This window comes from Mycobacterium sp. NPDC003449, from assembly GCF_053588415.1.
In genome coordinates this window covers 20,894-41,915 of sequence record NZ_JBSFPX010000008.1, presented here as the reverse complement: position 1 = coordinate 41,915, position 21,022 = coordinate 20,894, and the positions used below count along the sequence as shown (strand labels likewise).

Genomic DNA, 21,022 nt, shown 5'->3' with positions numbered 1-21,022 from the left:
ACGAAACTGTTGCTCGAGCAGCGCCGCGGACCGCGTTTTCGTCGGATTCGCCGGGCGGGCCGCACCCGCCAGGTGTCAGCCGAGGTCGATGACGACGACGCTGGTGTTGTCGCTGCCGCCGGCGTCGTTGGCCACCTCGACCAGCCGGTCGGCCGCGGCCCGCACATCGGCCGCGGTGGCGGCGTCGAAGATGGCCGACTCGTCGGCGGCCGCGAACAATCCGTCACTGCTGATCAACAGCCGGTCACCGGGGCGGCACTCGACGTCGACGACATCGGGGTGCAGCACCGGTCCGATGCCCAACGCCCGGGTCAACAGGTGCCGTTGCGGATGCAGCCGGGCCTGCGCGCGGCTGATCTCCCCGATCCGCACCAGCTCACCGGACACGCTGTGATCGTCGGTGAGTTGGTCCATCCGGCCGTCCCTGATCCGGTACAGCGGCGAATCACCCACGTTCAGCGCCAACGGCCCACCCTGATCGGGGCCGAATACCGCCACCACGGTCAGGGTGGCCCCCGAGGCGCCGCCACCGTCGGCACCGCCGGCGCTGACCAGCTGCCAGACCCGCTCGTTGGCCCGCTGCACGGCCTCCACCAGCCCGTCGCGGTCGGACGAGGCGGCGAATCCGGCCGCGAGCGTCTCCAGTGCCAGCCGGCTGGCGTCCGCACCGGCCACGCCGAAACCGTCGGCGACCGCGTACAGGATCCCGTCGGCCAGCACCGCGTCCTGGTTACTGTCCCGGACCGGGCCCTGATCGGTGGCCGTCGCGGCCGTCACGACAACTGACATCGGGCTCGATCACACCACCTCTGGCGTGAAGGTGGGCAGCTTCTTGCCGGATTTCCAATGTCTGAGCAGTGCGTCGGCCAGTTCCCGGTAGGCCAGCGCACCCTTGTTCTTACGTCCCGCCAGCACCGATGAGCCCGACGCGCTCGCCTCGGCGAATCGGACGGTGCGTGGGATCGGCGGGGCCAGCACCGGCAGCTCGTACCGGTCGGCGACATCGAGCAGCACGTCGCGGCTGTGCGTGGTGCGCGCGTCGTAGAGCGTCGGCAGCGCGCCCAGCAGCGTGAGCTCCGGGTTGGTGATCTGCTGGACATCGGAGATGGTGCGCAGGAACTGGCCGACGCCGCGATGCGCCAGCGTCTCGCACTGCAGCGGCACCACCACGTCGTGCGCGGCGGTCAGGCCGTTGAGGGTGAGCACACCCAGCGACGGCGGACAATCGATGATCACCACGTCGAACTCGGACTCGATCTTGGCCAGGGCACGTTTGAGCGCGTACTCCCGCCCGGCCCGCATGAGCAGCATGGCCTCGGCGCCGGCCAGGTCGATATTCGCCGGCAGCAGCGTCATCCCCTCATCGGTGGGCACCAGCGCGGCGCCGGGCTCAACCTCGCCGAGCAGCACCTCGTGTACCGAGACCGGCAGTTTGTCCGGGTCCTGGCCCAGCGAGAACGTCAGACAGCCCTGTGGGTCCAGGTCCACCAGCAACACCCGCCGGCCCTTCTCCACCATCGCCGCACCCACCGACGCCACCGTCGTCGTCTTGGCTACCCCACCCTTTTGATTGGCGACCGCTAATACTCGAGTCACCCGTTCATCCAAGCACGCGCCGGGCGGCATCGGGCCGGCGTGCGGCAGAATCGCCGGTGTGAGCGCCACACAGCACCGTCTCATGCTGCTTCGACACGGCGAGACCGAGTGGTCGGCCAGCGGCAGACACACCGGCCGCACCGACCTCGACCTCACCGAAACTGGCCGGGAACAGGCGAAATTGGTCGCCGAGGCACTGGCCGACCTCCAGTTGGACCACCCGCTGGTGATCAGCAGCCCGCGGCACCGGGCCCTGATGACCGCCGAGCTGGCCGGGCTGACCGTCGACGAGGTCGACCCGGTGCTGGCGGAATGGGACTACGGGGATTACGAGGGGCTGACCACCGCGCAGATTCGCCGCACCGTGCCGGACTGGCTGGTGTGGACGCACGGCTGCCCGGGCGGTGAGGATGTGGCCGCGGTGGGCGGGCGCGCCGACCGCGCGGTCGCAATGGCGTTGCGCCAGATGGAAAGCCGTGACGTGGTGTTCGTCGGGCACGGTCACTTCTCCCGCACGCTGCTCACCCGCTGGGTGGAGTTGCCGGTCGCCGACGGTATCCGGTTCTCGATGGCGGCGGCCTCGATCGCGGTGTGTGGTTTCGAGCACGGCGTCCGCCAGATCACCGCGCTCGGCCTCACCGGCCACCCCAACCCATGCCTGCCGCAGTGACCGGCCCGTCCTTCGTACTCGCAGGCCCGGCCGGGGCGATCGTGGCGGACGGGGTGCGGACCGGGTTCGCCGGCATCTCCGATGCGCAGGCCGCGCTGCGCACCGGGACCGCGCCGATCGTGGTGGGCGCGCTGCCCTTCGATCTGACCGCACCGGCGGCGCTGCACGAGCCGACGGCGTTCCGGTTCACCGCGGCGCTGCCCGACTGGGAGGTGGGGAGCGCCCCTGAGCCGCCGCCCGATCGCGAGACGCTGCCGAGCGGCGAGGTGCACCGGCAGCGGGTGGCCGAGGCGGTTCGACGGCTGCGCAATCCACATACGGCCCTGGACAAGGTGGTGTTGGCCCGCACCCTGCGGCTGACGGCGTCGGCGCCGTGGGACACCCGCGCGGTGCTGCGCAGACTGGCCTCGGCCGATCCGGCTGCCACGGTGTATCTGGCCGATCTGTCCCCGGCCGGCGGGCGCTACTCCGGCAGCGTCCTTGTCGGCGCGAGCCCCGAGCTGCTGGTCGCCCGCGACGGCGACACCGTGGTCTGCCGACCGTTCGCGGGCTCGGCGCCGCGTTCGCCCGATCCAGAAACCGACCGGGCCAATGCCGTCGCGCTGGCCGCCTCCGGCAAGAACCGCCATGAGCACCAGCTGGTGGTCGACGTCATGCGCACGGCGCTGGACCCGTTGTGCTCCGAGCTGGCGATCGCGGCCGAACCCGAACTGCACGGCACCGACGCGCTGTGGCACCTGAGCACCCCGATCCGCGGTCGTCTGCGTGAAAAGCGCACCACAGCAATCGATCTGGCGCTAGCCTTGCACCCCACCCCGGCCGTCGGCGGCGTACCCGCCGATCTGGCGGCGGCGGTGATCGGCGAACTCGAGGGAGACCGCGGCTTCTATGCCGGGGCGGTCGGCTGGTGCGACGCCGACGGCGACGGCAGCTGGGTGGTGTCGATCCGGTGCGCGCTGCTGTCCGCCGACGGGCGCACCGCACTGGCCCACGCCGGGGGCGGTATCGTCGCCGAATCCGACCCCGACGACGAAGTCGACGAGACCACAACGAAATTCCGTACCATTCTGACCGGTCTGGGGGCCACCACATGAGTGAGTTGATCCGGCGGGTGCGGCCCGGCGATGAGGTCGAGATCGCCGCGATGATCCGCGAACTGGCCGAATTCGAGCGTGCCGCCGACGAATGCACCGTCACCGAAACACAGCTGCACACCGCACTTTTCGGCGACAAGCCGGTGGCCTACGGGCACCTGGTCGAGGTCGACGGACAGGCGGCCGCCACCGCGGTGTGGTTCCTGAACTTCTCCACCTGGGACGGTGTGGCCGGGATCTACCTCGAGGACCTGTTCGTGCGGCCCGCGTTCCGCAGGCGTGGCCTGGCCCGAAAGCTGTTGGCCACGTTGGCCGACGAATGCGTGCGCAACGGCTACTCCCGGTTGCAGTGGGCGGTGCTGAACTGGAACGTCAACGCCATCGCCCTCTACGACGCGGTCGGCGGTACACCTCAGACCGAGTGGACCACCTACCGGGTGTCGGGCCCCGAACTCACCGCGCTGGCCGCCGAGACCGCCTAATCGCGGGTGGTGAGCCACTGCACGGCGCTCGGGCTGAACAGCATCCCGAGCGTCAGCACCGCCAGCAGGCCCACCAGCAGGCCATAGACGACGTGGTGGGAGGTGACCACGTACCAGGCCACCGGCAGCAACAGCAGATTGGTCAGCACCGCGATTCCCCGGCCCCACCGGCGGCCGGTGATCAGCGCCCAGCCGCCGGCCAGCACACCGGCGCCGATGAGGATGAACCAGACCGCCGTGCCGTATCCGCTCACGATGTGCTGATCGGCCCCGCCAACCGCACGCACCAGCAGCACCACCGCCATCACCAGGGCGGCCACCCCCTCCGCAGCGGTCAGGAATCCCGCATAGCGCACCGCGGGCGGTTGCGTCACGACAATCGCCCGGCCAGGTAGCGCACCGCGTATTCGTACCCAGCCGGACCGGCACCGGCGATCACCGCATCGGCCACACCCGACACGAAGGAATGGTGCCGGAACTCCTCTCGGGCCGCGATGTTGCTCAAATGCACTTCCACGACCGGTAATTCGACGGAGATCAAGGCGTCGCGGATAGCCACCGAGGTGTGGCTGTAGGCGCCGGGATTGATCACGATGCCCGCGCAGTCACCGCGGGCGGCGTGGATCGCGTCGATCAGTGCGCCCTCGTGGTTGCTCTGTACGGCGCGCACCTCGAAGCCGAATTCGGCGGCCAAGGCCGCTACCGATTGTTCGATCTCGGCCAGCGTGGTGGAGCCGTAGACCTCGGGCTGGCGGGTGCCGAGCAGGTTGAGATTGGGTCCGTTGACGAGCAGCAATCGGCGATCGGTCACCCTCGTAAGGTACCGATGCGCTACCGCCGGGCGGCAAGGCTCACCGGTAAGGGCACCTCGAAACCGGGGCTGGGACACTGATCCGATGCCGAGCGAGCAGCGCTGCCCCTGCGGGTCGGGTGAGGCATACGGTTCGTGCTGCGGGCCACTGCACGGTGGTGCGCGCATCGCGCCGACCGCCCTCACGCTGATGCGGTCCCGGTTTTCCGCCTTTGCCCTCGGGCTCGGCGACTACCTGCTGGCCAGCTGGCATCCGAGCACCCGCCCACGTCGCCTGACCCTCGACGACACCATCGTCTGGCGCCGGCTGCAGATCGTCGACACCGAGGCAGGCGGCCCGCACGACGAGACCGGGGTGGTGGAGTTCCGCGCGGTGTATCAGCGCGACGGCGACCGGCTGATCCTGCACGAGCGCAGCCGATTCGTGCGCGACGGCGACGCGGTATGGCACTACCTGGACGGGGATGTGCGGGGGTGAGTCGCCGACACGACCGGTTAACCACTCCGGGTTAGGCTCATCCCCCGTGCGTGCCGTCCTGATCGTCAATCCGAACGCCACTTCGACCACCCCGGCCGGGCGTGACCTGCTCGCCCACGCGCTCGAGAGCCGCGTGAAGCTGACCGTCGCACACACCGATCACCGGGGCCACGCCATCGAGATCGCCGACGAAGCGACCCGTGACGGGGTGGACGTGCTGATCGTGCACGGCGGCGACGGCACGGTGAACGAGGTGGTCAACGGCGTGCTCGGGGACTGCGGCCGTCGGCCCGACGCCGAGGCCGCACCCGCGGTGGCGGTGGTGCCCGGCGGTTCGGCGAACGTCTTCGCGCGTGCCCTCGGTATCAGCCCCGACCCGATCGAGGCGACCAACCAGCTCGTCGATCTGCTCGGCGACTACCGGCGGGGCGCCCAGTGGCGCCGGATCGGGCTGATGGACTGCGGTGAGCGCTGGGCGGTGTTCACCGCGGGCATGGGCGTCGACGGCGATGTGGTGGGTGCGGTGGAGGCTCAGCGCGCCAAGGGCCGCACGGTGACCGCATCCCGCTACATCAGGGTCGCGGTGCGCGAGATGCTGGCCAGCGCGCGCAGGGAGCCCACGCTGACGCTGCACCTGCCCGGTGCCGAGCCGATCGGCGGTGTGCATTTCGCCTTCGTGTCCAACTCCAGCCCGTGGACCTACGCCAACACCCGACCGGTGTGGACCAACCCGGACACCACGTTCGAGACCGGCCTTGGCGTGTTCGCGACCACCAGCATGAACGTCTGGGCGAACCTGCGACTGGTACGTCAGATGGTCTCGCGCAACCCGAGCATCACGGGCAGGCATCTGGTCCGCGACGACGACGTGTCAACGGTCACAGTGACGAGTAACACGCCCGTTTCGTGCCAGATCGACGGTGATTACGCCGGACTGCGTGAAACCATGACGTTCACGGCTGTCCCCGAGGCGCTGAGCGTGGTGGCACCCCCGGCTAAAACTCCCTGACCTGCAGCGATAAGACGCCTACGATTATTTTAGGGCGCAAGTGGGTTTAGTGTAGTACAAACGGATGAGGCCTCTGATAACAGGCCTTGGTAGTGACATTGCCCACGAGTTAACGCGCCGCTATTGACATCTGTTCAGCCTGTGAAAACATCGGATGCAACAGTGCAGAAACATTCCGTGTGCACGCGTTAACAGCCGAAGAAAAAAGCTCGTGCGTCTTGCTGCGCACAGATGAAATTTGACGAGGAGTTAGACGAATGGATTGGCGCCACAAGGCGGTCTGTCGCGACGAGGATCCGGAGCTGTTCTTCCCCGTGGGAAACAGCGGACCGGCGCTCGCCCAGATCGCTGACGCAAAGCTGGTCTGCAACCGCTGCCCGGTGACCACCGAGTGCCTGAGCTGGGCACTGGAGTCCGGTCAGGATGCCGGCGTGTGGGGTGGCATGAGCGAGGATGAGCGTCGTGCCCTCAAGCGTCGCAACGCCCGCACCAAGGCCCGCACAGGGGTCTGAGGCGGACAAGCCCTCAGAAAGCGCTACGGCCCCGACGAAAAGTCGGGGCCGTAGCGCTTTTCTTCGACGAATTCCACGGCGAATTCCGTAATCGGCGTCACATTTCGCACTAACGACCGCTATTTATCGGCCGAACTCTGCGCGACCCCTCGACTACGCCGGCCGATCGGCACCCGCAGCACCACATCGGTGCCGCCGTCGGGCACATCGTGCACCCCCAGCGAGCCGTCCAGTTCGGCGGACACCAGCGTCCGCACGATCTGCAGACCCAGCCGGTCGGACTTCTCCAGGCTGAAGCCGGCGGGCAGACCGCGGCCGTCGTCGTGCACGACGACGTCGAGCCAGCGGGCCGAGCGCTCGGCCCGGATCGTCACGTTCCCGTGCGATGTGGTGGCGTCGAAGGCATGCTCGATGGCGTTCTGGACCAGTTCGGTGATCACCATGATCAGCGCCGTGGCCCGGTCGGCGTCGAGCACGCCCAGGTCTCCCGCCCGGTTGATCCTGATCGGGGTTCCCATGTTGTCCGGGGCCGCAACGTCATTCATGATCGGCAGGATCCGGTCGACCACCTGGTCGAGGTTGACCTCCTCGTCGACCGACATCGACAGCGCGTCGTGGACCAGCGCGATCGAGGACACCCGGCGCACGGATTCTGTGAGGGCCTCACGAGCTTCGACGTTGTTGGTGCGACGGGACTGCAGCCGCAGCAGCGCCGCGACGGTCTGCAGGTTGTTCTTCACCCGGTGGTGGATCTCCCGGATGGTGGCGTCCTTACTGAGGAGCGCCCGGTCCCGTCGCTTGACCTCGGTGACGTCGCGGATCAGCACCGCCGCACCGGCCGCAGCGCCGTGTACGACCAGCGGCAGGGTGCGCAGCAGCACCGCGGCGCCACCCGCGTCGACCTCCATGCGCATGCTGGATCCGCCGGCCAGCGAGTCGCGGACGTGGTTGGCCAGTTCCTGCGCCTCGAACGGGTCTGAGATCAACGGACGGGTGGCGGTGACGAGGTTGTGCCCGTCGAGCTCGGAGGCCAGCCCCATGCGGTGATAAGCCGAGATCGCGTTGGGGCTGGCGAACACCACATCGCCGACCTCGTCGAGGCGGATGAACCCGTCGCCGACCCGGGGGCTGGACCGCGACATGGCCAGATCGCCGACGTTGGGAAAGGTGCCCTCCGAGAGCATGTGCAGCAGGTCGCCCGCACAGTCGAGGTAGGCGCCCTCCAGCGGGCTGGCCATCCGCCGGGCGGCCAGCGCGGTCTGGTGCGTCAGCACGGCGACCACCTGGTCGCGGTGCCGCACCGGGACCGCTTCCACGTTCAGCCCGGGTGCCTCCGGCGAGTCGTGGCGTCCGTCGTCGCTCCCGCGTCCGATGGCGCCCGATTCGAAGGCCGTGGCGGCGACGGGAAGATCGCCCGCTGCGGCCAGGGTGCCGACCGAATCGGCCAGCAGCACGGTCGGGGCGGTATTGGGCCGCACCTGCGCGACGCACACCAGCACGCCGTCATCGCGGCGCACCCACATCAGATAGTCGGCGAACGACAGATCGGCCAGCAGCTGCCATTCACCGACCACCGCGTGCAGATGGTCGACGGCGTTCCCGGGCAGGACCGTGTGCTCGGCCAGCAGGTCACCGAGGGTCGACATCAGCCAGCGTCCACCGGGCACGTGGGCGGCAGCGCAGTGACCCGCGTCAGTCGATCACCGCGATGAGGTCGCCGGCCTGGATGACGTCGCCGACGGCGACGCTGACCTTGGTGACGGTGCCGGCCGCCTCGGCGAGCACCGGTATCTCCATCTTCATCGACTCGAGCAGCACCAGGGTGTCCCCCGCGCCGATCTGATCGCCCTCATGAATCATGACCTCAAGCACACTGGCCACGATTTCCGCGCGAACATCCTCGGCCATCTTCACCCCACTCAACTCCGGCTGCTGTCACCGATCACTTCTGTCTACCGGCCTATATCGAACCACAACCCGGCGTGGACAGCGCTGTCGCCGGGCCATGAGACACTGGGGGGCAAGCTCTAAACGTCTGGAGGAACATCATGGCCAAGCGTGGCCGCAAGAAGCGGGACCGTAAGCATTCGAAAGCCAACCACGGCAAGCGTCCCAACGCCGGTTCGAAGTCAGTGCGCTAGCCGATCCGGCCGACCGTGACCGCCCGACTCCCCGCGGAGATCGGGCGGTTTGTCGTCGGGGCGGCGGGCCAGGCCCGTCAGCCCCGGATGATGGTGGTGCGGCTGATCTCGATGCGCAGCCGCTCGCGTAGACCTGCCGGAGCCTTCTCACCACTGCATTTACTGGCGATCAGGCGCTTCACCCGGTCCTCGACCCCATAGTGGCGCAGGCAGGCCGGGCATTCCTCGAGGTGGTGCTTGAGCTTGTCGCGGCTTTCGGCCGTGCATTCACCGTCCAGCAGCGTCCACACCTCGGCGATCACCGCCGCGCACTCGGGATGCTCCGGGTCGACCGGACCCACCGGCGGGGTCCAGCGTTCCTCTTCGTCGCGCTCGCTCATGACGACACCTCCTCGGGCTCACCAAGCTGCTGACCTCGAATGAAGCCGCGATCCCTGGCCACATCGGACAGCAGGTCGCGCAGCTGCTTGCGGCCGCGGTGCAGGCGGGACATCACCGTCCCGATCGGCGTATCCATGATTTCGGCGATCTCCTTGTACGGGAAGCCCTCGACGTCGGCGTAGTAGACCGCCATCCGGAACTCCTCCGGCAGCGCCTGCAGCGCCGCCTTGATCTCGGTGTCGGGCAGCGCCTCGAGCGCCTCCACCTCGGCCGAACGCAGACCGGTCGACGAGTGCTCGGCGTTCGCCGCCAGCTGCCAGTCGGTGATCTCGTCGGTCGGGTACTCCGACGGCTGCCGCTGCTTCTTGCGGTAGCTGTTGATGTAGGTGTTGGTCAGGATGCGGTACAGCCACGCTTTGAGGTTGGTGCCCTCGCGGAACGAGCGGAACCCGGCATAGGCCTTGACCATGGTTTCCTGCAGTAGGTCCTCGGCGTCGGCGGGGTTGCGCGTCATCCGCAGCGCACCGCCGTAGAGCTGATCCAGCAGCGGAATCGCGTCGCGTTCGAACCGCGCCGTGAGGTCGGCATCCGTCTCGGGCGTCGCGTCCGGCGTCCCGGGTTCTGCCCGGTCGACGTCAGTCATCGTGGGAAACACCTTCCCTTCAGTCGCGGCGTCACCGAACGAACCGGGATGCCACCCGGTAACCGCCGGATATTCCAGGCACACGGTCGACGCCAAAATCCCTCCTCCGATCCTAGAGCGTGCTAGCGACAAACCACGCCGAGTGCGCTCACGCACTGACGCTGACTGCAATAACAGCACGGCCGGGCCGAACTGTTCCCGGTTACGCTGGCCCGGTGGCACGCGCAGCGACCCCGGCCATCGCGGCCCTGGTGGCGGCCGGAATCGACCATGAGGTGGTGGCCTACCGCCACGACTCTCGCAATACATCTTTCGGGGCCGAGGCGGTCGCCGAACTCGCCGCCGGCGGCATCGTGGCCGAGCAGGTGTTCAAGACCCTGGTGCTCGGCCTGCCCAGAGGTCTGGCGGTGGCCGTGCTGCCGGTGCCGGCGAAGCTGTCGTTGAAGGCCGCCGCGGCCGCGCTGGGGGTGCCGAAAGCCGAGATGGCCGATCCGGCGGCGGCCCAGCGTTCCACCGGATATGTGCTCGGCGGCATCTCACCGCTCGGCCAGCGCAAGGCACTGCCGACCGTGGTGGACAGCTCGGCACTCAGGTTCGACAAGGTGCTGTGCAGCGCGGGCAAACGGGGGCTGGACCTGGCGCTCGCACCGGCCGACCTGATTCGCGCGACGGGCGCGGTGACCGCCGAGATCGGCGTTCGGTGACTGCGGGCAGCCGCCCAGCGCTGCGTCTCCCCCCTGGACGTAATGTGGGCCCGGTGAAATTGACGGTTCTGGGGATGGGCGCGCTCGCACCGGCCGCGGTGGCAGTGATCGCGGCCGCCCTCGGCGGCGCCCCGCCGCCACCCTCGATCACGCTGGTCGACAACACTGTGGCGCTGGAGCCAGGTGACGGTTCGCTGTCCGGCGACCAGACCCTGACCCCGTTCGACGTGCAGAACCCGGCGATCGGCAAGCTCGATCCGCGGCTGCTGACCGCCGTCCAGAACGCGGCCAACGCAGCTTCGGCCGACGGCATCACCATGACCGTCACCTCGGGTTGGCGGTCACCGGACTTCCAGCAGACCCTGCTCGACAATGCGGTGCAGACCTACGGCAGCTTGGCCGCGGCCCGCGAGTACGTGCAGACCCCGGCGGCATCCCGTCATGTGACCGGCGAGGCCGTCGACATCGGAGGAACCGGCGCCGACCAATGGTTGATCGCCAACGGCCCGCGATTCGGGCTGTGCCAGATCTACGCCAACGAGCTGTGGCATTTCGAACTGGTCGCCGACCCGCTGGGCACCTGCCCGCCGCTGCTGCCCAACGCCGCGGGCTGAGGGTCCGTGGCGTCGCTCACCGGCGCCCCGGTGCTGGCCACCACGTCGTCGTACCCGACGCCCGGTGCCAGTTCCACCACCGCGAATCCGTCACCGGTGACGTCGAAGACCCCGAGGCCGGTGATCACCCGACTCACAACGGCCTTACCGGTCAACGGCAGCTCGCAGGCCGAAAGCAGTTTTGCCGCACCGGATCTGGTCACGTGATCCATCAGCACGATGACCCTGCCGGCGCCGTTGACGAGATCCATCGCGCCGCCCATGCCCTTGACCATCGACCCGGGCACCATCCAGTTGGCCAGGTCGCCGTTGGCCGCGACCTGCATGCCGCCCAGCACCGCGACATCGACGTGGCCGCCGCGGATCATCGCGAAACTCGTCGCCGAATCGAAGAACGACGCACCGGCGACCAGTGACACGGTCTGCTTGCCTGCGTTGATCAGGTCGGGGTCGACCTCGTCGTCGTACGGGAACGGGCCCACCCCGAGGATGCCGTTCTCGGCGTGCAGGGTGACATCGGAATCCTCGGGCAGGTAGTCCGGGATCAGGGTGGGCAGCCCGATGCCGAGGTTGACGTAGTCGCCGTCGCGCAGTTCGGCCGCGGCCCTGGCCGCCATCTGTTCGTGGGTCCAGCTCATCGTGCGGCTCCTCGCACTCGGGTGGTGCGTTTCTCGATGTCCTTGTGCGCGGCCTGTTCCGGGGTGAGTTCGACGACGCGCTGCACGAAGATCCCGGGCAGCGCGATCTGGTCGGGATGCAAGGCGCCCACCTCGACGACCTTCTCGGCCTCGACGATCGTGACGCGGCCCGACATGGCCGCGGGCGGGTTGAAGTTGCGAGCCGCGGCGTGGAACGTGCAGTTGCCCGCCTTGTCGGCCGCCGCGGCGCGCACCAACGCGTAATCGGTGACGATGGATTCCTCCAGCACCATCTCCCTGCCGCCGAACCTGCGGACCTCCTTGGCCGGCGAGGCCAGCGCGACGGTGCCATCGGGGTGATAGCGCCACGGCAACCCGCCCTCAGCGACGAGAGTGCCCACCCCGGTCGGGGTGAAGAACGCGCCGATTCCACTGCCGCCGGCCCGCATCCGCTCCGCGAGGGTGCCCTGCGGGGTGAGTTCGACGGTCAGTTCACCGGCCAGGTACTGGCGGGCGAACTCCTTGTTCTCCCCGACGTAGGAGGCGATGACGCGGCTGATCCGTCCGGCTTCCAGCAGCAGGCCCAGTCCGGCGCCGTCGACGCCGCAGTTGTTGGAGACGATGGTGAGATCGTCGGCGCCCTGCTCCAGCAGCGCCGCGATCAGGAACCACGGGATGCCGGCCAGGCCGAATCCGCCGACCGCGAGGCTTGCGCCGCTGGGGATGTCGGCGACGGCTTCGGCTGCCGAGCCGGCCACTTTGTCGAGGGTCATGACTGCTCCAGGTGGCTGATGAGGGCGGGTGTGATGATGGCGGGCTGTTCGGCATTGGCCAGGTGGGCCGCGTGCTCGACGACGAGCAGCTTCGCGCCCGGGATGGCGTCGGTGATCTCGGTGAGTTTGGCGGGCGGGGTGGCCGGGTCGTCGGTGCCGGCGATCGCCAACGTCGGTGCGGTGATTCCGGGCAGGTCGGACCGAAGGTCCAACGCCGCAATGGCTTCACAGCACCCGGCGTAGCCCTCGGCGGGGGTAGCGGCCACCATCGCCTCCCACCGGGACCGGTCGCCCGGGTAGCCGGGGCTGAACCAGCGGGCCACCACCGCCTCGGCGACGGCCCGGCTGCCGTGGGCCCGTACGGTGGCGGCCCGATCCAGCCAGGCCTGCGCCGGTGGTAACTGGGCTCCGGTGCACAACAGGACCAGCCGGTCGACCCGCCCGGGGTTGCGGGCGGCAAGACGCATCGCGGTCATCCCGCCCAGTGACAGCCCGACCACGTGCGCACGTTCGACGTCGAGGGTGTCGAGCAGGGCGATGACGTCGTCGGCGAGATCATCGATCGAGTACGGGCCGTCGGGCACCGGGGATTTGTCGTGGCCGCGGGTGTCGTAGCGCACCACGGTGAAATGCTTTTCCAGTTGCGCGATCTGCGCGTCCCACATGCGGTGGGTGGAGCCCAGTGAGTTGGACAGCACGAGGACGGGACCGTCGGCGCGGCCGCTCACGAGGTGGTGCACATCGACGGTGCTCATGCGCGATCCGCCTTCGCTCCTCGCTGGAAGCTCATGCGCGATCCGCCTTCGCTCCTCGCTGGAAGCTCATGCGCGATCCGCCTTCGCTCCTCGCTGGAAACTCATCGCACGACCTCGAACACCGCCGCCAGTCCCTGGCCGCCACCAATACACATGGTTTCGAGCACGTGGCGGGCATCGCGGCGGTGCGCCTCGTAGGCCGCGGTCGCCAGGATCCGTGCCCCGGTGGCACCGATCGGATGCCCCAGCGAGATGCCCGAGCCGTTCGGGTTGAGCCGGTCGTCGAGCGGGTCGACCTTCCACCGGTCCAGCACGGCCAACACCTGCGCGGCGAACGCCTCGTTGAGCTCGATGAGGTCGATCTCGTTCAGCACCAGTCCGGCGCGGTCCAGGGCGGCCGCGGTCGCGCTCACCGGACCGATGCCCATGGTCTCCGGCGCGCACCCGGTGACTGCCCACGAGCGCAATGCCAGAAGCGGTGTCAAACCACGCTTTTCGGCTTCGCCGCGGGTGGTGACGATGCACATCGCGGCACCGTCGTTCTGGCCCGAGGCGTTGCCCGCGGTGACGGTGGCCTCGGGGTCGACCTTGAGCCGGATCGGGCGCAACGCGGCCAGCGTGTCGGTGGTGACGTCGGCGCGGGGGTGCTCGTCGCGGTCGACGACGGTGTCGGGCTTGCCGCGGCGGCCGGGCACGGTCATCGGCACCAGTTCATCGGCGAAGCGGCCCTCGTCGTGCGCGATCACCGCACGCTGATGCGAACGCACCGCCAACTCGTCCTGTTCGGCGCGCGAGATCTGGTAATCGCGGCGCAGGTTCTCGGCGGTCTCGATCATCCCGCCGTTAATGGGATGGCTTGCACCGCCTGCAGTTTCGCGGGCGCGGTCGAGCCGGTCCAGCAGCGCGACACCGCCCTGACGGATACCGGTGCGTAGGCCAAGAGCGTAGTGCTCGACGTTCGACATCGACTCGGCGCCGCCGGCGACGACCGTGCGGGCCGCGCCGGCGGCCACCTGACCGGCGGCGTAGAGCACGGCCTGCAGACCCGATCCGCAGCGCCGGTCGATCTGCAGGCCGGGCACCCCGGTGCCCAGCCCGGCATCGAGTGCGGCGATCCGGCCGATCGCCGGCGCCTCACCGCTCGGGTAGCCGTTGCCCAGCACCACGTCGTCGATATCGCCTTCACCGAGACCCGTCCGGGCCACCAGCTCGCGCAGCGTCAGGGTGGCCAGCTCCGTGGCGGTCAGCGTCGCCAGGGCACCGCCCATGCGACCCACCGGGGTGCGAAGGGGACTGCAGATCAGCACATCGGAACCGGACGTCATGTTTTCGACGGTAGCCACCAGCACAGATATCCTGAAATACTCATTTTACGTTTATTGAGATGTGTAGAGTCCTAATTGTGGAACTGCGTCATCTGCGCTACTTCCGGGCGGTCGGCGAGGAGTTGCATTTCGGCCGGGCCGCCGAACGGCTGCACATCGCCCAGCCACCACTGTCCCAGCAGATCCGCCAACTCGAACGCGAACTCGGGGTGTCGCTGCTGACCCGCACCACGCGCAGCGTCGAACTGACCGCGGCCGGGCGCGCCTACCTCGACCGTGCGGTGGAGATTCTCGACGCCGTGGACGATGCCGGGGCCCAGGCCCGGCGGATCGCCGGGGGCACCGAGGGCCGGCTGTCGATCGGGTGTGTCGGTTCGGCCACCTACTCCCTGCTGCCGGCACTGGTGCGGGCGCTCGGTGAGTCGCTTCCCGGGGTCGAGGTCAGTGTGCACGGCGAGATGCTGGCCCCGGCCCAGCTCGACGCGCTGCGTTCCGGCGACGTCGACCTGGCCCTGCTACGCCCGCCGGTCAACCAGGACGGCATCCTCGCCGAGGTCGTCCGTCGCGACCGCCTGTTGGCGGCGCTGCCCGCCGGTCACCGCCTGGCCGACACCGCGGAGGTGGCCGTCGAGGACCTGCGCGACGAGGACTTCGTCGTGCATGCCGGGCACGGCCGCTCGGTGATGAGCAGCCTGGTCGCCGCGATCTGTGCCGAGGCCGGATACGCTCCCCGCATCCGTCAGGAGGTCTCCGAAACCTCCACCCTGGTGACGCTGGTGGCCGCCGGGCTCGGGGTCGCGATCGTGCCCGATCCAACGGCGGCGCTAGACATCGCCGGGGTCCGGTATGTGCCGCTGGCACCCGCCACCCTCGGGATCGACCTGGTGGCTGCGCGGGCACGGGCCAACGATTCGGCGATGATCGCCAACGTGATGCGGGTGCTCCGCGGCCTCACCGCGGGTGAGGACCGGTCAGCATCATCAACGTCGCGGTGAGGTTGTCGATCGCCTTGCGCTGCGCGCGATCCGAGAGTTCCACGCACCACAACGGCGCCTGGCTCATCGCGGCGTGCATGCACTGTAGGGCGGTGTCGAGGTCCACCACCCGGAAGTCACCCGTGGCTGTCCCCTGCTCGATCAGTTTCCGAAACAACCCGTCATGCCGACGCCGAAGGTCCTTGATCCGATCGTGTTGCGCGTCCGGCCACTCGCGGGGTTCCAGGAACAGCCGCAGCGCCGCGGGGTAATCGCGGACTGCGATGGTGAGGTGTTCACGGATCAGGGCTCCCAGCCGCGTCGCGGGCGTTCCCTCGGTGCGCTCCAGCAGTTGTTCGAGCCGGGTTGTCCACTCGTCGCCGAGCGACTCGATGGCGGCGGTGACGAGCTCGTCTTTACTGGCGAAGTAGTAGTAGAGCGAACCTTTCGTGACATCGAGACGATCGGCGACATCGTCGAGGCTGACCGCGTCGTAGCCGCGCTCACCGAACAGCTCGGCCGCCGCGGTGAGGATCTCCCGGATCTTGCGACCACGCTTGCGTCGCACGCGCTCCGACGTCGGCCTCACCTCGGCAACCGCCTCCCCAGCCACGCCCACCCCTTTCTGTGCCGACCCGACTGTCCTAATTCTACCTGGTGTTCATTTCTTGACTCATGGGTCGAATTTTGTCATCGTGGCCGATATGGCCGGGCAGACCTACGAAGACATCCGCTATGAGGTCGACGGACCCGCCGCGGTGATCACCATCGACCGACCGGAGCGCTACAACGCGTTCCGCGCCAAAACGGTCGAGGAGATGATCAACGCATTCCGCACGGCCTGGGCCGATAAGCGGGTACAGGCGGTGATCCTGACCGGCGCTGGCGACAAGGCTTTCTGCACCGGCGGCGACGTCAAGCAGCGCGCTGAGACCGGTGACTACGGGCCGTCGGAAAGCGGCATGTTCGAGATCGGCTATCTCCACAAGCTGATCCGTGACATCCCCAAGCCGGTGATCGCCGCCGTCAACGGCATCGCGGTCGGTGGCGGGCATGTGCTGCACGTGCTCTGCGACGTCTCGATCGCGAGCGAAACCGCGCGGTTCGGGCAGGCCGGCCCCAAGGTCGGCTCGTTCGACGCCGGGTTCGGCACGGCCTATCTGGCCCGGGTGGTCGGCGAGAAGAAGGCTCGCGAAATCTGGTTCTGGTGCCGTCAGTACAGCGCTGCGGAAGCCGAGCGGATGGGGCTGGTCAATATCGTCGTCCCGGCCGACGAGCTGATGAGCACCGCAAAGGCCTGGGCCGACGAGGTGGCCCAGAAGAGCCCGACGGCCATCCGGTTCTGCAAACAGTCGTTCAACGCCGACACCGACCACCAGGCCGGCCTGTCCAACCTGGCGATGTCGGCACTGGACCTGTTCACCGCATCACCCGAGGGCCTGGAGGGCGCGGCGGCGTTCGCCGAGAAACGGCAGGCCGACTTCAACTCGCACGTGAATTGGCACTGACATCATGGGCAGACTGAACGACAAAGTCATCGTGGTCACCGGCGCCGGCCAGGGCATCGGCCGCGGCATCGCCGAGAAGCTGGCCGCCGAGGGTGCGACGGTGGTGGTCACCGACATCAACGAGGCCACCGCCAACGAGACGGCAACCGCGCTGGGCGCCAACGCGATCGGCATCACAACCGACGTCACCTCCCCCGCGGCGGTCGACGCCATGGTGGAACGGGTGACGGGCCGGTTCGGCCGCATCGACGTATTGGTCAACAACGCCGGCTGGGACCGGGCCGGCGCCTTCGTCGACTCCGACCGCGCCGACTGGGACCGCATCATCGCGATCAACTTCTACGGGGTGCTCAACACCACGAAGGCCATCCTCCCCCGGATGGTGCTGCAGGGTTTCGGCTCACTCGTCAACATCGCCTCCGACGCGGGCCGGGTCGGCTCCTCGGGAGAGGCCGTCTATTCGGCAGCCAAGGGCGGGGTCATCGCCTTCACCAAGGCAATCGCCCGGGAGATGGCCCGGCACAACGTGAATGCCAACGCGGTGTGCCCGGGGCCGGCCGACACCGCGCTGTTCGCCTCCATGGGCGGTGACGATCCCAAGCTGCGCGACGCCCTGACGCGGGCCATCCCGATGCGCCGCCTGGCCCAGCCCGCCGACCTGGCCAATGTGGTGGCGTTCTTCGCCTCCGACGAGGCCGCCTACGTCACCGGCCAGACCGTCAGTGTCAGCGGCGGGCTCACGATGAGCTGAGTGCGCCCGAGCGGCGGGTGCAGAACCTGATTGTCGAACATCGGCGAATTCGACGTAATCGTCGCGACCGCGCGTCGTTGGCGACGGTTTCGTCGAGTTCGGTGCATGGGCCGCTTGGCGTCAGACGGGTTCGGAGCGGTGGACCAGCGCCAGCACCACAGCGGCCGTGGCGAACAAACCCGCGAACACGCGATCCACGTAGCGGCGGCGTGCGCCGAGGAATGGGAGAAGCCGCGTCGCCAGGGCTGCATACACACTCATCACCACGATATCGACGGCGACGAACGTCGCACCGAGTACCACATACTGTGCGACCGGCGGAGCGGCCGGCGCGATGAACTGTGGCAGCACGGCCAGGTAGAACACCAGAGCTTTGGGGTTGGTGGCATTGACCATGAATCCACGGCCCAGCAGCGGAAGTCCCGGCCTCGCCCCAAACTCCTTGACCCGCACGCCTTCACCGCCGGCCGCCCGCCATTGCCGGACCGCCAGATACAGGAGATAGAGCACTCCGGCGAATTTGACGACGGTGAAGGCGACAACCGAGCCGGCCACGACGGCCCCCAACCCTACTGCAGCCAAGGTCAATTGCAGGATCAGTCCCAATTCTTGACCGGCGATGCTCCAGTAGGACCGAACCAGACCGTGGTGCAGACCCGACGTCAGCGACTGGACAGCGCCCGCCCCGGGCGAGAAGCATACGGCGACCGACGTACCGAAAAAGCCGAGCCACCGATGCCAGTCGTTCACCACCGTGTTCACGTCTTCTATGAACGACGACCGCGCCACCGACGTTCCGCTGATTTCCGCGGAACGTCGGTGCGGTCAGCGGAGCGCCACCGGCACGCTCATCGGCCCGCTGGTGATGAACGAAGGGGTATATGGAACCTGTTCGGGGTCAACCGTGAGTTTCATCTCAGGAAAGCGGCGGAACAGCCGCGACAGGGCGATTCGCGCTTCCATCCGACCGAGCGGCGCACCGAGGCAGAAATGCGGACCATGGCCGAAGGCGAGCTGGCCCCGGTTTTCGCGGTCGATGTCAAAGCGCGCGGCATCCTCGCCGTAGGCGGCAGGATCGGTCACGGCACCGCTGTAACAGAGGTAGACCGCGTCGCCTGCCGGGATCGTCACACCTGCGATCGTCACGTCCTGAAGCGCATACCTGAAAATGGTTCCGGCGACCGGCGATCGGAGGCGCAACGTCTCTTCGATCGCATCCGACCAGCGATCGGACTCGACGACCGCGGCAAGTTGATCGGGGTGCGTCAGCAGCGCGATCACCGCACTGCCTATGAGGTGCAGTGTGGTCTCGTGCCCGGCAACCAACATCAGGTGCAGCGAATCGACGAGTTCCTCGGTGGAGAGCCGGTCACCGTCATCGTGTGCCCGAATCAATGCCGTCGTCAGGTCGTCGTCGCTGCTTCCGCGCTTCGCCTCGACCAGGCCGCTGATGTACGCCAGCAGATCCCGGCCCGCCGTATTGGCGTCTTCTGGGGTGGCAGTGTGGCTGAACAACACCGAACTCCACTGCCGGATGCTGCCGCGGTCGGCATCGGGAACGCCGAAAAGCTCACAGATCACTGCCATCGGCACCTGCTCGGCCAGGGCGGGTACGAGGTCGGCGGTCGCACCCATGTCACTCAACAGGTCGTCAACCACGCGTTCGATGAACGGCTCGAGTGCTTTCACCCGGGCTGGTGAGAAGGCACTGGACATCAGCCGACGCAGCCTGGCGTGATCGGCACCGTCCTGCGCGAGCATATGCTCGGCTCGGACCAGCGGCATCAGCACCCAGTTGTCTGGGACGCGGCCTTCGTTGTAGGCCCGCCATTTCGACAGGTGTTTGCCGAACAGACGATTGTCACCTTGGAGTACCTCGCGAACAGCGGCATGGCTGGTTGCCGCCCACGCGTCCACTCCACCCGGCAGACCTAGCGGGATCACCGGGCCGAGTTCGCGAAACCGGGCATGCGTCTGCCATATCCGTTCGCCGGTGGCGGGCAGTTGTTCAGTCATTCAAACTCCTTGGTCAAAGATCCTCAATGGAGGCCGGTTCCAACCGCCATCCCACCCGTCCCTGCGGCACTAGCCGCGAACTCAACGCTGGGCGCGGTGCCGCTCGGCGACCACCCGGAACGGTGCGGCGAGGTCGGCCTTGAGCGCAAAGCGCTCCATCAGCCTGGGCATCGCGATCGAGGCCGCCGCTATTGCCCTCGACCCGCCGCGCGCGACGATCACGTCGGGCAGATCCTTCTCGATCGCCTTGACGACCGCCCTACCCAACGCCTCGATCGGCACCTCTCCGGCCGCCTTGGGAGCGGACACCCCGAACTCGCGCTTCATGTTCGTGTACAGCCCGTCCTCGGCCGCCATGAACCCCGGACACAACACCGACGCGCTCACGTTCCAGCCCTGATCCCGGGCCGTCAGACGCAGCGCCCGGGTGTACCCGACGACGCCGAACTTGGTAGCGGTGTACGGCTCCATGTACGCGGTGGCCATCAACCCTGCCACCGATGACACGTTGACGATGTGACCCCGACGGCGTTCGATCATGCCGGGCAAAACACTGCTGGTCAGCACCATCGGAGCCAGCAGGTTGACGTCAGTGATGACACCGAGATCATCGAGGTCGGCTACCTCATGCGCGGCAGCCTCGCCGACCCCGGCGTTGTTGACGAGCACATCGACACGCCCACCCAGTTCGACCGCCCGCGACGCCAGGGAAGCCGCCTGCGCGCGATCGGCCAGGTCGACCTCCACCGTGGACACGGCAACGCCGGTGTCGGCGCGCACCTCGGCGGCGACGGCGTCGAGACCGTCCTGACTCCGCGCGGCCAACACCACATTCATTCCCCGGCCCGCCAATTCCAGCGCGATATGCCGTCCTAGCCCACGCGAGGCCCCCGTGATGAGGGCTACATCTCCCCGGTGAATCTTCATCGCGCTCCTTCACTGCACTGCACCCAACCGATCGTTAGGGTCCAGTGGTAGGTAACGGCGCGGTGGGGCAATCCCTTCGCGGACACGACGGGCTGCTGACGGTGCAGCCAATCCACGCCGGCGGCGCCTCGTCACCCGGACGAAACAGGCGAGACGCCAAGGGTATCGGTAGCCGCACTCATGAGTCATTCTGCGGCATCCGGACATTCGTCGATCGTGG

28 protein-coding genes are annotated in these 21,022 nt (G+C 68.1%); 12 read left to right on the top strand and 16 right to left on the bottom strand.

From position 1 onward, the window contains the following. Positions 1 to 75 precede the first annotated feature (75 nt). Positions 76 to 789 (bottom strand): PP2C family protein-serine/threonine phosphatase, encoded by a 714-nt coding sequence (locus ACWDTP_RS04355; RefSeq protein ID WP_450016939.1) that lies wholly within the window; start codon positions 787 to 789, stop codon positions 76 to 78. Positions 790 to 798: 9 nt separating this feature from the next. Then, positions 799 to 1,626, bottom strand: coding sequence for a ParA family protein (locus ACWDTP_RS04350; RefSeq protein ID WP_450017020.1), 828 nt, complete (start codon positions 1,624 to 1,626; stop codon positions 799 to 801). A 28-nt stretch (positions 1,627 to 1,654) separates the two neighbouring features. Between ACWDTP_RS04350 and ACWDTP_RS04345 the strand changes: the two genes are divergently transcribed. From ACWDTP_RS04345 to ACWDTP_RS04335, 3 genes are read left to right on the top strand one after another with little or no spacing between them, the layout of a single operon-like run. After that, on the top strand, positions 1,655 to 2,266 hold the full coding sequence (locus tag ACWDTP_RS04345; RefSeq protein WP_450016937.1) for an acid phosphatase: 612 nt from the start codon (positions 1,655 to 1,657) through the stop codon (positions 2,264 to 2,266). Then, positions 2,251 to 3,360 (top strand): isochorismate synthase, encoded by a 1,110-nt coding sequence (locus tag ACWDTP_RS04340; RefSeq protein WP_450016935.1) that lies wholly within the window; start codon positions 2,251 to 2,253, stop codon positions 3,358 to 3,360. The genes ACWDTP_RS04345 and ACWDTP_RS04340 overlap by 16 nt, the downstream gene beginning before the upstream one ends. Next, positions 3,357 to 3,842, top strand: coding sequence for an N-acetyltransferase family protein (locus ACWDTP_RS04335; protein ID WP_450016933.1), 486 nt, complete (start codon positions 3,357 to 3,359; stop codon positions 3,840 to 3,842). The genes ACWDTP_RS04340 and ACWDTP_RS04335 overlap by 4 nt, the downstream gene beginning before the upstream one ends. Here ACWDTP_RS04335 and ACWDTP_RS04330 read toward each other — a convergent pair. Continuing rightward, positions 3,839 to 4,216 (bottom strand): hypothetical protein, encoded by a 378-nt coding sequence (locus ACWDTP_RS04330; RefSeq protein ID WP_450016931.1) that lies wholly within the window; start codon positions 4,214 to 4,216, stop codon positions 3,839 to 3,841. The genes ACWDTP_RS04335 and ACWDTP_RS04330 overlap by 4 nt on opposite strands. Then, complete coding sequence (gene aroQ / locus ACWDTP_RS04325) at positions 4,213 to 4,653, bottom strand: type II 3-dehydroquinate dehydratase (protein WP_450016929.1); 441 nt, start codon at positions 4,651 to 4,653, stop codon at positions 4,213 to 4,215. The genes ACWDTP_RS04330 and aroQ overlap by 4 nt, the downstream gene beginning before the upstream one ends. An 85-nt stretch (positions 4,654 to 4,738) precedes the next feature. Between aroQ and ACWDTP_RS04320 the strand changes: the two genes are divergently transcribed. The 3 genes from ACWDTP_RS04320 to whiB1 all read left to right on the top strand — a co-directional run bounded on the left by ACWDTP_RS04320 (position 4,739) and on the right by whiB1 (position 6,652). Then, positions 4,739 to 5,131 carry a YchJ family protein gene (locus ACWDTP_RS04320; RefSeq protein WP_450016927.1) on the top strand — a complete coding sequence of 131 codons (393 nt, stop codon included), beginning with the start codon at positions 4,739 to 4,741 and terminating at the stop codon, positions 5,129 to 5,131. 46 nt (positions 5,132 to 5,177) lie between these two features. Beyond that, positions 5,178 to 6,140 carry a diacylglycerol/lipid kinase family protein gene (locus tag ACWDTP_RS04315; RefSeq protein WP_450016925.1) on the top strand — a complete coding sequence of 321 codons (963 nt, stop codon included), beginning with the start codon at positions 5,178 to 5,180 and terminating at the stop codon, positions 6,138 to 6,140. Positions 6,141 to 6,397: 257 nt separating this feature from the next. Continuing rightward, a complete protein-coding gene (whiB1, locus tag ACWDTP_RS04310) occupies positions 6,398 to 6,652 on the top strand; it encodes a transcriptional regulator WhiB1 (RefSeq protein WP_003893300.1) in 255 nt (84 codons plus the stop codon). A 119-nt stretch (positions 6,653 to 6,771) separates the two neighbouring features. Here whiB1 and ACWDTP_RS04305 read toward each other — a convergent pair whose 3' ends face one another. Together ACWDTP_RS04305 and ACWDTP_RS04300 are read right to left on the bottom strand one after the other, a co-directional pair. Then, on the bottom strand, positions 6,772 to 8,298 hold the full coding sequence (locus ACWDTP_RS04305; protein ID WP_450016923.1) for a sensor histidine kinase: 1,527 nt from the start codon (positions 8,296 to 8,298) through the stop codon (positions 6,772 to 6,774). Positions 8,299 to 8,344: 46 nt separating this feature from the next. Continuing rightward, the gene (locus tag ACWDTP_RS04300) at positions 8,345 to 8,560 is read right to left on the bottom strand and encodes a biotin/lipoyl-binding carrier protein (protein ID WP_450016921.1); all 216 of its coding nucleotides are present in this window, start codon (positions 8,558 to 8,560) and stop codon (positions 8,345 to 8,347) included. A gap of 140 nt (positions 8,561 to 8,700) precedes the next feature. On the opposite strand from ACWDTP_RS04300, the gene ACWDTP_RS04295 reads away from it, so the two are divergent. Then, positions 8,701 to 8,793 (top strand): 50S ribosomal protein bL37, encoded by a 93-nt coding sequence (locus ACWDTP_RS04295; RefSeq protein ID WP_003882799.1) that lies wholly within the window; start codon positions 8,701 to 8,703, stop codon positions 8,791 to 8,793. Positions 8,794 to 8,870: 77 nt separating this feature from the next. On the opposite strand, the gene rsrA is transcribed toward ACWDTP_RS04295, so the two are convergent. Together rsrA and ACWDTP_RS04285 are read right to left on the bottom strand one after the other, a co-directional pair. Further along, complete coding sequence (rsrA, locus tag ACWDTP_RS04290; RefSeq protein ID WP_450016918.1) at positions 8,871 to 9,173, bottom strand: mycothiol system anti-sigma-R factor; 303 nt, start codon at positions 9,171 to 9,173, stop codon at positions 8,871 to 8,873. After that, positions 9,170 to 9,817, bottom strand: coding sequence for a sigma-70 family RNA polymerase sigma factor (locus ACWDTP_RS04285; protein WP_450016916.1), 648 nt, complete (start codon positions 9,815 to 9,817; stop codon positions 9,170 to 9,172). Before ACWDTP_RS04285 ends, rsrA begins: the two co-directional genes overlap by 4 nt. A gap of 215 nt (positions 9,818 to 10,032) precedes the next feature. Here ACWDTP_RS04285 and ACWDTP_RS04280 point away from each other — a divergent pair, with 215 nt between their 5' ends. Then, the gene (locus ACWDTP_RS04280; protein ID WP_450016914.1) at positions 10,033 to 10,521 is read left to right on the top strand and encodes an aminoacyl-tRNA deacylase; all 489 of its coding nucleotides are present in this window, start codon (positions 10,033 to 10,035) and stop codon (positions 10,519 to 10,521) included. A 74-nt stretch (positions 10,522 to 10,595) separates the two neighbouring features. Continuing rightward, complete coding sequence (locus tag ACWDTP_RS04275; RefSeq protein WP_450017018.1) at positions 10,596 to 11,135, top strand: M15 family metallopeptidase; 540 nt, start codon at positions 10,596 to 10,598, stop codon at positions 11,133 to 11,135. On the opposite strand, the gene ACWDTP_RS04270 is transcribed toward ACWDTP_RS04275, so the two are convergent. The 4 genes from ACWDTP_RS04270 to ACWDTP_RS04255 form a co-directional block, all read right to left on the bottom strand. Continuing rightward, on the bottom strand, positions 11,051 to 11,773 hold the full coding sequence (locus tag ACWDTP_RS04270; RefSeq protein ID WP_450016912.1) for a CoA transferase subunit B: 723 nt from the start codon (positions 11,771 to 11,773) through the stop codon (positions 11,051 to 11,053). The two genes, ACWDTP_RS04275 and ACWDTP_RS04270, sit on opposite strands and share 85 nt — an antisense overlap. Next, on the bottom strand, positions 11,770 to 12,546 hold the full coding sequence (locus ACWDTP_RS04265) for a CoA transferase subunit A (protein WP_450016911.1): 777 nt from the start codon (positions 12,544 to 12,546) through the stop codon (positions 11,770 to 11,772). The genes ACWDTP_RS04270 and ACWDTP_RS04265 overlap by 4 nt, the downstream gene beginning before the upstream one ends. Further along, entirely contained in the window at positions 12,543 to 13,301 is a 759-nt protein-coding gene (gene pcaD / locus ACWDTP_RS04260; protein WP_450016909.1) for a 3-oxoadipate enol-lactonase, read from the bottom strand. Before pcaD ends, ACWDTP_RS04265 begins: the two co-directional genes overlap by 4 nt. A 101-nt stretch (positions 13,302 to 13,402) precedes the next feature. Beyond that, on the bottom strand, positions 13,403 to 14,626 hold the full coding sequence (locus tag ACWDTP_RS04255) for an acetyl-CoA C-acetyltransferase (protein WP_450016907.1): 1,224 nt from the start codon (positions 14,624 to 14,626) through the stop codon (positions 13,403 to 13,405). 77 nt (positions 14,627 to 14,703) lie between these two features. Here ACWDTP_RS04255 and ACWDTP_RS04250 point away from each other — a divergent pair, with 77 nt between their 5' ends. After that, a complete protein-coding gene (locus ACWDTP_RS04250; RefSeq protein WP_450016905.1) occupies positions 14,704 to 15,621 on the top strand; it encodes a LysR substrate-binding domain-containing protein in 918 nt (305 codons plus the stop codon). Here the strand turns inward: ACWDTP_RS04250 and ACWDTP_RS04245 are convergent. Continuing rightward, positions 15,578 to 16,213, bottom strand: coding sequence for a TetR/AcrR family transcriptional regulator (locus ACWDTP_RS04245; RefSeq protein ID WP_450016903.1), 636 nt, complete (start codon positions 16,211 to 16,213; stop codon positions 15,578 to 15,580). The genes ACWDTP_RS04250 and ACWDTP_RS04245 overlap by 44 nt on opposite strands. Before the next feature lie 91 nt (positions 16,214 to 16,304). Between ACWDTP_RS04245 and ACWDTP_RS04240 the strand changes: the two genes are divergently transcribed. Further along, positions 16,305 to 17,108, top strand: a complete 804-nt coding sequence (locus tag ACWDTP_RS04240; RefSeq protein ID WP_450016901.1) for an enoyl-CoA hydratase-related protein — start codon at positions 16,305 to 16,307, stop codon at positions 17,106 to 17,108. Positions 17,109 to 17,112: 4 nt separating this feature from the next. Next, entirely contained in the window at positions 17,113 to 17,859 is a 747-nt protein-coding gene (locus ACWDTP_RS04235; RefSeq protein WP_450016899.1) for an SDR family NAD(P)-dependent oxidoreductase, read from the top strand. A gap of 120 nt (positions 17,860 to 17,979) precedes the next feature. On the opposite strand, the gene ACWDTP_RS04230 is transcribed toward ACWDTP_RS04235, so the two are convergent. The 3 genes from ACWDTP_RS04230 to ACWDTP_RS04220 form a co-directional block, all read right to left on the bottom strand. Beyond that, positions 17,980 to 18,648 carry a LysE family transporter gene (locus tag ACWDTP_RS04230; RefSeq protein ID WP_450016898.1) on the bottom strand — a complete coding sequence of 223 codons (669 nt, stop codon included), beginning with the start codon at positions 18,646 to 18,648 and terminating at the stop codon, positions 17,980 to 17,982. Between the two features lie 36 nt (positions 18,649 to 18,684). Continuing rightward, positions 18,685 to 19,875, bottom strand: coding sequence for a cytochrome P450 family protein (locus ACWDTP_RS04225; protein ID WP_450016896.1), 1,191 nt, complete (start codon positions 19,873 to 19,875; stop codon positions 18,685 to 18,687). Positions 19,876 to 19,956: 81 nt separating this feature from the next. Beyond that, positions 19,957 to 20,802, bottom strand: coding sequence for an SDR family NAD(P)-dependent oxidoreductase (locus tag ACWDTP_RS04220; protein WP_450016894.1), 846 nt, complete (start codon positions 20,800 to 20,802; stop codon positions 19,957 to 19,959). Between the last annotated feature and the right edge of the window lie 220 nt (positions 20,803 to 21,022).